The following is a 402-nucleotide window of genomic DNA, read 5'->3' as shown; positions in this document are numbered from 1 at the left end:
CACCGTGCCTCCAGTCCGTCCCGGGGTCGCGCCCAGGGCGTGTCAGGACTCCGACAGGAATCCGGCGCGCAGCGTGAGGGCTCCGTCAGGGAAGCGCTCGCGCCGTCGGCGGTCCGGCATGATCGGCAGGTTGCCCGCACGCACCACGGAACCAGGAGGACACCGGTGGCCCTCATCGACAACGGCATCTACGTCAACGGAACGCGGACGGACTCGCCCGCGGACCTCGGGCGCACGGACGAAGCGCTCGACGCCGCCGGGAGGGGCGCGATGGCCTGGATCGGGCTGTTCCGACCGACCGCCAACGAACTGGCCTCCGTCGCCGACGAGTTCGGGTTGCACCCGCTCGCCGTTGAGGACGCGCACAAGGGGCACCAGCGGGCGAAGCTCGAGCGCTACGGC

1 pseudogene is annotated in these 402 nt (G+C 71.9%); it reads left to right on the top strand.

Annotation, left to right across the window (positions count from 1 at the left end):
- Positions 1-165: 165 nt before the first annotated feature.
- Positions 166-402: pseudogene (locus tag BIU89_RS18755) on the top strand (transporter); the annotation flags it as partial.

The organism is Curtobacterium sp. MCBA15_005, assembly GCF_001864855.1.
GTDB lineage: Bacteria > Actinomycetota > Actinomycetes > Actinomycetales > Microbacteriaceae > Curtobacterium > Curtobacterium flaccumfaciens.
The sequence above is the reverse complement of the archived record's forward strand: the minus strand, read 5'-3'. Positions and strand labels throughout refer to the sequence as shown.